Origin of the sequence: Streptomyces sp. ISL-100 (assembly GCF_018614615.1) — a bacterium.
Taxonomy (GTDB): domain Bacteria; phylum Actinomycetota; class Actinomycetes; order Streptomycetales; family Streptomycetaceae; genus Streptomyces.
Genome location: NZ_JAGGOK010000087.1, coordinates 1 through 9766, shown reverse-complemented (window position 1 = coordinate 9766; position 9766 = coordinate 1). Strand labels below are relative to the sequence as shown.

8 protein-coding genes, 1 tRNA gene and 2 pseudogenes are annotated in these 9766 nt (G+C 68.9%); all 11 read left to right on the top strand.

Going from position 1 to position 9766, the window contains the following annotated elements:
- Positions 1-96: 96 nt before the first annotated feature.
- The 11 genes and pseudogenes from J7E89_RS34015 (at position 97) to J7E89_RS33965 (ending at position 9573) form a co-directional block, all read left to right on the top strand.
- The gene (locus J7E89_RS34015) at positions 97-498 is read left to right on the top strand and encodes a hypothetical protein (RefSeq protein ID WP_214979254.1); all 402 of its coding nucleotides are present in this window, start codon (positions 97-99) and stop codon (positions 496-498) included.
- Between the two features lie 137 nt (positions 499-635).
- Positions 636-923, top strand: a complete 288-nt coding sequence (locus tag J7E89_RS34010; RefSeq protein ID WP_214979253.1) for a helix-turn-helix domain-containing protein — start codon at positions 636-638, stop codon at positions 921-923.
- A complete protein-coding gene (locus tag J7E89_RS34005; RefSeq protein WP_214979251.1) occupies positions 920-2479 on the top strand; it encodes a helix-turn-helix transcriptional regulator in 1560 nt (519 codons plus the stop codon). Before J7E89_RS34010 ends, J7E89_RS34005 begins: the two co-directional genes overlap by 4 nt.
- Positions 2480-3055: a transcriptional regulator gene (locus J7E89_RS34000; RefSeq protein WP_214979249.1), complete on the top strand. Its 576-nt coding sequence runs from the start codon at positions 2480-2482 to the stop codon at positions 3053-3055. It begins immediately after the preceding gene.
- A 64-nt stretch (positions 3056-3119) separates the two neighbouring features.
- A tRNA-Met gene (locus J7E89_RS33995) sits at positions 3120-3193 on the top strand.
- A pseudogene (locus J7E89_RS33990) lies at positions 3193-3708 on the top strand (flavin monoamine oxidase family protein); the annotation flags it as partial. The gene J7E89_RS33995 and the pseudogene J7E89_RS33990, both read left to right, overlap by 1 nt.
- A gap of 100 nt (positions 3709-3808) precedes the next feature.
- Positions 3809-5122: a hypothetical protein gene (locus J7E89_RS33985; protein WP_214979245.1), complete on the top strand. Its 1314-nt coding sequence runs from the start codon at positions 3809-3811 to the stop codon at positions 5120-5122.
- 377 nt (positions 5123-5499) lie between these two features.
- Positions 5500-6713 (top strand): annotated as a pseudogene (locus tag J7E89_RS33980) (S8 family peptidase).
- Between the two features lie 134 nt (positions 6714-6847).
- Entirely contained in the window at positions 6848-8185 is a 1338-nt protein-coding gene (locus J7E89_RS33975; protein WP_214979243.1) for a M14 family metallopeptidase, read from the top strand.
- A gap of 259 nt (positions 8186-8444) precedes the next feature.
- A complete protein-coding gene (locus tag J7E89_RS33970; protein WP_214979241.1) occupies positions 8445-9128 on the top strand; it encodes a triacylglycerol lipase in 684 nt (227 codons plus the stop codon).
- 49 nt (positions 9129-9177) lie between these two features.
- Complete coding sequence (locus tag J7E89_RS33965) at positions 9178-9573, top strand: peptidoglycan-binding protein (protein ID WP_214979239.1); 396 nt, start codon at positions 9178-9180, stop codon at positions 9571-9573.
- Positions 9574-9766 lie beyond the last annotated feature (193 nt).

Here is a 9766-nt window from a genome sequence, read left to right as displayed (position 1 = left end):
AACTGTGCTGCGTCGTCACACTTCGGCCTCTGGTTCTGCCGTAGGCCTCCAGGCCGCCCGCTGTCCACAGACGGCCCCGGGCAGGCTCCTTAAGTCATGAACTTCAGCTCGCCGGGCATTGCCCGGAACAACAGGAAGGCGCCGCGCTGCGAGCGCCACGATGCCTTCCTCCACCCGGAAGAGCAGGCCGAATCCGCCACACGGTTCCCGGCCGGCCACCAGGCGCAGATGGCCTTCCTCCTGGCCAGCTACGCCGGCAACGCCTCTGTGGTCGCTGCGCTCCTGGGCACCCGTGCGCGTACGGTGCACCGTCACTGCCGTGGGTGGCCGCCACCTCCCGGGCTCCGGCTGCGCCGGGCCCTGCGCCGCCGTGTCCTGGACCTCGTCTGCCCGCGGTGCCTGTCCGATCGGGCGGTGGAAGAGGCGCGCCAGGCGAGGCGGGACGCCCGGCGCGCGGCCCGCCGGATTCCGCGTGAGCAAGGCGGGCCCAATCGCTGACCTGCCGGCCTGGGCGAGAGATCGCCTTGGTGAGGGTCCTCAGCTCGCGCATGAGCATGGTAAAGCTTCTATGCATTGATGATAGCAAATAGCTAATTTAAATGCGGAAGTTGCATCAACTCGGGTAGGATGGGGGTATGGGATTGGCCTTGGAGGAGTCGTTGCGGCTGACGGTGGCCGCGTTGATGCAGGTGACGGGTGACTCGCAGCGGTCGGTTGCGGGGGTGCTGGGACTGACACAGACGCAGGTGTCGCGCCGTCAGTCGGGCGCCATTTCGTGGAGCCTGCGCGACGTCGATGTCCTGGCCGAGCACTACGGCATCGGCGCGCTGGACCTGCTGGCGGGTCCGACCAGAGCGTGCGAGGTGCTGCCCGCCGACCGGCGCCGTTCCGTCCGGGCCGAGACGAAGGGGACGAGCCGGTGAGCGACTTCGACGCGATCGACTCGCTGCTCGACGCCGTCGGCCCGGAGGACGAACTCCCGCCCTGCCAGGTGCGCCGCGAGCTGCGGGAGCGGGCCCGGCTGTCCAAGGCGCAGGTGGCCCGTGCGCTCGGGGTGAGCCCGTCCACCCTCAGCGGGTGGGAGAGCGGCCGGGACCCGGCCAGCGAGATCCGCACTAAGTACGCATACCTGCTGGACGGGCTGAACGCCAAGCTCGCCACCGAGGCCGAGACCGAGCCCGCGGCGGTGCCGGCTGAGGAGCAGCCCGTGGCGTCAGGCACTGCTGCGGCGGCCGTCACCTCTTCGTCTTCGCCGGAACTCGGCCAGGACGAGGACGAGGTGGAGCTGCTCGCCGTGCCCGAGCCGTGTGTGCTGTGCGGCCGTCCGGCCAAACAACGCGTGGCGGGGTTCGTTCAGCATCTGGACCCCTCCGACTGCCAGGCAACCTCTGCAGAAACCCCGAAGCCCTCGCCCGCCGCGCCATCTGCCCAGACCCAAGTGCCGCGTACAGCACGCCCGTCCCGTCCGGCCGGCGGGAAAGGCGCGGCCTCGCGCGGGCGGGCGTTCCAGGAGCCGTCCGGGCCGGGCGACTTGATCCACGAGGCGGTGCACGCCGCGCTTGCCGAGCACCAGGGCGACGTCGAAGCCGCGAGCGCCGTGTTGCTGAAGCGGGCCATCCCGGACGCGATGCGCCTGCTGGACGAGACCCGCAAGGGTGCCCGCTACGACGTGATCGCCCACCCCTGGATCCCCGACATCCTCAGAAAGCAGACTTCCAGGGGCGCCGACCACATCTGGGAGGCCCGCCCCAAATGGACCCGCACCGCACTCCCGCCCGGCCGGCACGAGGTGACCGCACTCGACATCAACGGCGCCTACCTCTCGGCCCTCAAGACCCACCTCCCGCTCGGCCAGCTGGAACACTCCACGGGCTTCGCACACGACCGGCGCCGCGCCGGAGTCCACCTGATCACCCCGCCCGCCTGGCAACACGACGCCGTGCTGCCCAACCCGATCGGCCAGCGCGACGAACCAGGACCCCTGTGGGTCACCGAACCGACCCTGCGCCTCCTGCTGCGCCTGTCCGGCCCGAAGCACCGCCTGTGCGAGCCGCCCGAGATCCACGAGTCGTACACCTCGGGCGCCACCGAGAACCTCCTGGAGAAGTTCCGGATCGCACTCAAGGACGCCCGCGACACCGCGCTCGCAGACGGCGACGAGCTGACGCTGGAGTATGTGAAGGCGATGTACTCCAAGTTCGTGTCCACGATGGGGGAGTCGAACTACAACCGGGAGTTCTACCGCCCGGACTGGATGCACATCATCCGCTCCCAGGCCTTCGCCAACCTCTGGATGAAGGCGCTCAAGGCTCATGATGGGGGACTGGCTGTCGTACGGGCGATGGGAACCGACGAGCTCCACGTCATCGGAGACTGGCGCCGTGTCTTCCCCGAAGGCCGCGGGGTTACCGAGGTCAAGGTCAAGGACATGTACACCGCCGGAACCGGCGCCGAAGCCAGCACGGGGCAGGAGCAGTAAATGCCGGAGAAGAACATCGACTTCGGGAAGTTCGGAGCCCGGGGCATCAGGGGCAGCGACGCCGTCGCCCGCCAGCTCGACCGGCTCGCCGGCGGTATCGCCACCCCGGTGACCGCCAAGCGCGGCCTGATGGCCCGCCTGCACTACCTGACGACGTCGGACAGGACCTGGCAGGCCGCCAAGGACGCCGGATTGACAGTGAGCAACCGGACGCTGAAAGCATGGACGCAGGGCACACGCCGTCCGTCGAAGGCCAACCTGGAACGCATCGACGCCGCATACAGGGCGGTGCGGCGCCGCAACGTTGCCCGCCACCTCACCGCCCGCCTCAACCGCTCCGGCCGCGGCACCCGGGTGGAGATCCACCCCCTCGACCAGTCCGGCGTGGCGCGCCCGCTCCAGCGCGTGGTGGAACACCGGTCGATGAACGTGCGCCGCTGGGACAAGATCGTCGGGCCCTGGGCGGCCGGCGACCACCAAGGCCTGGACGACGCCTGGACCGCCGATGTCCTGCCCGACCTCGGCTCCCAGTGGGGCCAGTACGAGTACGTCAAAAACATCGGCTTCGCCGGGTAGAAGCCGACACCCGGCAGACCACGGACGCCAGCGCCTGCCGCCTGGCGTACCGTGGGTGAACCGACGCGGGGTGGAGCAGCTCGGTAGCTCGCTGGGCTCATAACCCAGAGGTCGCAGGTTCAAATCCTGTCCCCGCTACTGCAGCCATCGCCCAACAAGGCATGGGCTCCAACACCAAACTGCAGCTGCAGTTCACCGACCGCCCCTGGTATGCGAACGGCTCCAACGGCTCCAGCTACGCCGACACCGGCTACCAGTCCACCTGGGAAGTCACCCGCGCCCAAGCCAGCACGACCGGCATCCTCAACAACTACACCGGGGCCGAGGCCGCTACCGCTCTCATCGACGCCGACCCCTCAGCTGCTGCCCGCACCTTCCTCACCCAGATCGAGCCCGTACTCCCCGGTATCACGGCCAGGTGGAACGGCAAAGCCACCCTCGACGCCTGGGTCGGCAACAAGTGGGCCAAGGGCTCCTACTCCTACTACCGCGTCGGCCAGAACACCGCCTTCGGCGGCGCCGAATCCGAGCGCGAAGGCAATGCCCACTTCGCCGGCGAACACACCACCCAGGAATGGCAAGGCTGGCTCCAGGGCGCCGTCTTCACCGGCCAGCGCGCCGTGAAGGAGATACTCACCGACCTCAAGGACTGAAGCTCCGACACCACTACCAGGGGTTCCCCGCGCAGGCCGGCGGGGGTCCCCGAAACAGGGACCGGCCTTCCACGGGACGGCATGCCCTACAGTTGCCGACATGTCCGACACCGCGTTCCCCGCCGGCGCCTACGTGGCCGGGATCGGGCTTTACATCCTGCGACTGCGTGCGCAACGAGGTGTGACACAGGCCGAGTTGGCCGGCATAGAGTTCACCCGCGCCTACGTCTCCTCGATCGAGGGCGGCAAGCGCACCCCCTCACCGCGGGCGGCCGGCTACTTCGCCTCCCGTCTCGGCCTGGACTTCGAGGACCTCTGCTACGGATACGCACCCGGTCGGCGCCGCGCGCTGCTGAAGGAGGCCGCCCAGGCGCGGATCGCCTTGTCCCGAGGCGAGCTGGAGCGGGCGACGGCGGCCTACAGCGCGCTGTCGGCCGAGGCGGAAGAGCACCACGACCGGACATTGCTGGCAGCGGGCCGCTGCGGACTGGGGCTGGTGGCCCGCCACCGGGGAGATCCCGGGGCGGCTGACGTCCTGTTCCAGGAGGCCGACGCCTTCCTGGCCGGCCAGCCTTTGACCGACCGGCTTCCCGCGTTGATGGGCCGGATGTGGGCGCTGTTCGCGGGCGGGTTCATCGGCGACGCGCTCGCCCACGCCGCGGAGCATCTGCGACAGGCCGGTCCGGCGCCGGCGCCGGCAGTGGAATTCGCGCTGCTCGCGGCCAGCGGACTGCCTCACGTGGAGCAAGGGGATCTCACCAGGGCCGGCGCAGTCGCCGACGCGGCGCTCAGGCTCGCGCCCGAGGTGAGCGAGCCCGAGGTCCTCGCGCAGGGCTACTACCACCTCAATCGCGTGCTGGTCGCGCAGGCCAGACACGACGAGGCGGAGCAGAGCATCGTCCGCGCCACCGCTCTGTACGAGCACCTCCAGCTGCTTACCGAGGTGGGCATGTGCCGCTTCGCCCATGGGTTCCTCTCGGCGCGCCGGGGCCGGCTGAGCGAAGCCGAAACCCAGCTGCGTCAGGCTCGTACGATTCTCGGTGATACCGGAGCCATATCGCGCCTGGTCAACGCAAGTGCAGAACTGGCCGAGGTGCTGCGCCGGCTCGGGCGGGCCGAGGAGGCCGCGACTCTGGTCGAAGAGTGCCGTGCCCTCGCCCTTGACTATCAGGATCCAGAGCAGGTTGCGGAACTGGACCGCATCGGCGCCCACGTTGCCGTGGACCTCGGAGACGCGCCCACCGCCGAGGCGCTGTTCCGCTCGGCGATCGATCGTTACCAGGCTGTCGGTGCCACCCTCGAAGTCGCGACGACCTGTCGTCTCTTCGGCGACCAGTTGATCAGTTGGGGGCGTACCGACGAAGCGGCCTCGGTCTACCGCCGCGGTCTGATGTCCCTGGAGCGCACCCAGTAGAGGCACTCCGCCCTCTTTCGCACCGAATACGCGCAGATCAGTCCGACGAAAACGCGCCTCCAACGCCGCTTCAACACACCTCTCTTGACGCCCCATCGGGCGGAGGGCACACTTCCAATCGGCGAGGTAACAGCCTCCGAAACTCCTGTTGATACTTGTGGTGCGGCTACGAGGTCCCCGCGCTCGGAAGCCGTTCCCCATGGGCGGGGCGACTTCGGAGTCGGTCCACAGCCGGGGGGGCGACAGGTCCCGAAGGTCGTTGTTACCTCGCCGCACACTCCAGCACCACCGCACCCGCAGCCCCATCGCGCCCCCGACCCAGGGGCGCGGAGCAATGCAGCCCGTACGTGACCGTAATCCGGTCAACGAAAGGTCTGGTGCACCACATGCGTCCCCTCACACGCCGATTGAGCGCGCTCATCCCCGCAGTCCTGCTCACGGCTGGCATACAGTTCGCCGGGTCCCCGGCCCACAGTGCGACACCCCCGTCGGGCGACCTGCGCCTGGCCGCCGCCGAAACCGCGATCCCCGACAGCTGGATCGTCGTCTTCAAGGGCGGCACCAAGTCCACCGAAGCGGTCGCGGGCGAACTGACCCGCCGCGGCAACGGCCGCCTCTCGCACGTCTACCGCACCGCCCTGAACGGATTCTCCGCGCAGATGACGCAGGCGCAGGCCAAGCGACTGGCCGCCGACCCTCGCGTTGCCTACGTCGAGCAGGACTCCCAGGTCGCGGTCACCGCCACCCAGTCAGGCGCCACCTGGGGCATCGACCGGATCGACCAGCGCAACCTCCCCCTCAGCGGCACGTACACGTACAACACCACCGCCTCCAACGTCCACGTGTACGTCATCGACACCGGACTGCGCACCAGTCACGGCGAGTTCGGCGGCCGGGCGACCATCGGCACCGACACGGTCGGCGACGGCCAGAACGGCAACGACTGCAACGGGCACGGAACCCACGTGGCGGGTACCGCCGCCGCACCACCTACGGCGTCGCCAAGGGCGCCGCGATCGTCGGCGTACGAGTCCTGAACTGCCAGGGCTCCGGCAGCAACTCCGGCGTCATCGCCGGTGTCGACTGGGTCACCTCCAACGGCGTCAAGCCGGCCGTCGCCAACATGAGCCTGGGCGGCGGCGCCAATACCTCACTCGACAACGCCGTGAAGAACTCCATCGCCTCCGGAGTCACCTACTCCCTGGCGGCCGGCAACGGCGACTTCTTCGGCAACCCGCAGAACGCCTGCAACACCTCGCCCGCCCGTGTGGCCGAAGCGATCACTGTCGGGGCCACCGACAGTGCCGACAAGCGCGCCTCGTTCTCCAATTACGGCACCTGCCTGGACCTGTTCGCTCCCGGCGTGAGCATCACCAGCGCCTGGAAGGACAGCAACACCGCCACCAAGACCATCAGCGGCACCTCCATGGCCGCACCCCACACCGCCGGCGCCGCCGCCCTCTATCTGGCAGCCAACCCGACGGCGACACTTGCTCAGGTCCGCGACGCCCTGGTGAACGGTGCCACCACCGGCAAGGTCCAGGACCCGAAGACCGGATCCCCGAACAGGCTTCTCTACACGCTGTTCTGACCTCCGCAGGGCCGGAGCCGGGGGGCCCTGTCATCCCCCGCTCCGGCCCGGATCCCGCCGGGAGACCTGGTCGGCCGCTCCCCTCGCACCGGCCAGCACCTGAACAGGCGTCCCCCCACATTCCAGGAGAAGCTATGCGACTTCGCGTCCGGAGCAGGAAGACCGCGACCCTCGCGGCCTTACTGGCACTCGCGGTTGCCACACCACTGAGCACCGCCGCCACCGCGTCACCCCCCTCCCGACCGTCCACCGCGACCGTCGACGAGGACATCAGGCAGTACGAGATCCACGGCCCCGCCACCGTCGCCGCCCGCACCGCGCTCGCCGCCACCGGTGTTTCGATCGACGAGGTGGACGCCCGCTCGGTCGTCGTCAGTGCCGATGGTGCGGAGGCCAAGAAGCTGCGCGCGCTCGGCTACCAGCTCGAAGCGCTGCCCGGGCCGCCGGCCCGTACCGACGGGCTCGCCATCGCGCCGATGGACTTCCCGTCGGCCGACTCCAAGTACCACAACTACGCCGAGGCGATGGCGGAGATCGACCAGCGCATCGCCCAGTACCCGAGCATCATGAGCAAGAAGGTCATCGGCAAGTCCTACGAGGGCCGGGACATGGTCGCGATCAAGATCAGCGACAACGTCGCGACCGACGAGAACGAGCCCGAGATCCTCTTCACCGCCCATCAGCACGCGCGCGAGCACCTGACCGTCGAGATGGCGCTGTATCTGCTCCGCGAGTTCGGTGAGGACTACGCGAGCGACTCGCGCATCGCCAACGCCGTCAACGGCCGGGAGATCTGGATCATCCCGGACCTCAACCCGGACGGCGGCGAGTACGACATCTCCACCGGCTCCTACAAGAGCTGGCGCAAGAACCGGCAGCCCAACGCCGGCTCCTCGTACGTCGGTACGGACGAGAACCGCAACTGGGACTACAAGTGGGGCTGCTGCGGCGGCTCCTCCGGCAGCAAGAGTTCCGACACCTACCGGGGCGCCGCCCCCGAGTCGGCTCCCGAGGTGAAGGTCGTCGCCGATTTCGTCCGCAGCCGCGTCGTGGGCGGGAAGCAGCAGATCAAGGCGGGCATCGACTTCCACACGTACAGCGAGCTGGTGCTCTGGCCCTACGGGTACACCACGGCCAACATCGCGACCGGCATGACCCAGGACGACCGGGACGCCTTCGCGAGCGTCGGCCAGAAGATGGCCGCCAGCAATGGCTACACCGCCGAACAGTCCAGCGACCTCTACATCACCGACGGGTCGATCGACGACTACCTGTGGGGCAGCCAGAAGATCTTCGGCTACACCTTCGAGCTGTACCCGACCGGCTTCGGCGGCGGAGGTTTCTACCCGCCCGACGAGGTGATCGAACGCGAGACCAGCCGCAACCGCGACGCCGTACTCCAACTGGTCGAGAACGCGGACTGCATGTACCGCTCCATCGGCAAGGAAGCCCAGTACTGCGACGCGCCCTGACCATGGACGGCTGACCTGACCCGATCGGCGCCTCCGGGCCTCACAGTCCGGAGCGCCTCGGCGATGGCGTGATGCGTGTGCGCGATCGTCAGCGTCGTCCGGCACTGGCTGCGCCACCCCATTCGGTCGGTATCGCGGCCCCGCTGTGGAGCCGCGGTGCCGGGCGTGCCCGCGGGACGGCGTCCTTCGCTCAACCCGCCGCGTCCCGCTGTTGCCACGCCCGATGCCCCTTCCCTCGCCCGAGATCCGGAGCCTCGCCATGCGTATCTCATTTCGCGCCGCACTCAGCGGCGTACTCGCCGCCGGCCTCCTCGCCGCCCTCTCACTCCAGACACCGGCCGGCGCGCAGCCCGCCGCGGCGGCACCCGATCCGATCGTCTTCGTCCACGGCTGGAACTCCAGCGGGTCCACCTGGGACACCATGGCCGGCCGGTTCGCCACCGACGGCTGGCCGGCCAGTCACCTCGACAAGTGGACGTACAGCACCAGCCAGTCCAACGCCACCACCGCCTCCCAGCTCTCGGCGGAGATCGACCGCGTGCTCGCCGCGACCGGCGCGACCAAGGTGGACGTCGTGACCCACTCCATGGGCGGCCTGTCCTCCCGCTACTTCCTCAAGAACCTAGGCGGCGACACCAAGGTCGATGCCTGGATCTCCCTCGGCGGACCCAACCACGGCACCGACACCGCGTACTTCTGCGGCGGCGCGTCCTGCACGGAGATGCGCCCCGGATCCAGCTTCCTGAACGCCCTCAACTCCGGTGACGAGACCCCCGGCGCATCCCGCTACGCCACCTGGTGGTCGGCTTGCGACAGCACGATCAACCCCGACAACAGCGTGGCCCTCACCGGCGCCACCAACGCCCAGACCGCCTGCCTGAGCCACGGCGCACTGCGCACCGACATCACCGTCTACAACCAGGTCAAGTCATTCGTCGGCTGACGCGCAGGGAGACCACCGTCCAGCCCAATCGATCCCAAGGAGATTCCTCATGCGCAAAAACTTCGCCACGCTGGCAGCCGCACTCATCACGGGTGGCCTCCTGGGCATCGCTCCCCTCAATTCGGCTGCCGCCGCCACACCCACGTGCGACTGGGTCGCCTCGTACGCCGGGGCCTGGGTCCCGATGTACAAGGCCGGCAACACCGTGAACTGCAACATGGTGCGCGGCACCAACAGCCCCGCCGTCCAGAAACTCCAGCACTCCATGAACCTCTGCTACGGCGAGAACCTCGTCGAAGACGGCGACTTCGGCGGAAAGACCCGCGACGCTCTCATCCGCACCCAGCAAAAGGCCGGGACCGCGGCGGACGGCGAATACGGACCAAACACCCGCAAGGCGATGCTCCACCAGGCCATCAACGGCGGTTGTATCCGCGTTCCGTAACCCGCCCCGCTCACACCCGAGGTCGATGTGCCCAGATGGCGGTCCGGGTATCGCGCACGGCCCAGGAGGAGCGGATGGGTAACGCAGGCGAGACGCCAGAGCCATGCTACGAACGCGACCCGGCCCGGCCGCCGGATGTGACCAGGCCCGGTGGTCGGGGCTCTGGGGCCGATGCTTCCGGAACTCGCGGAGC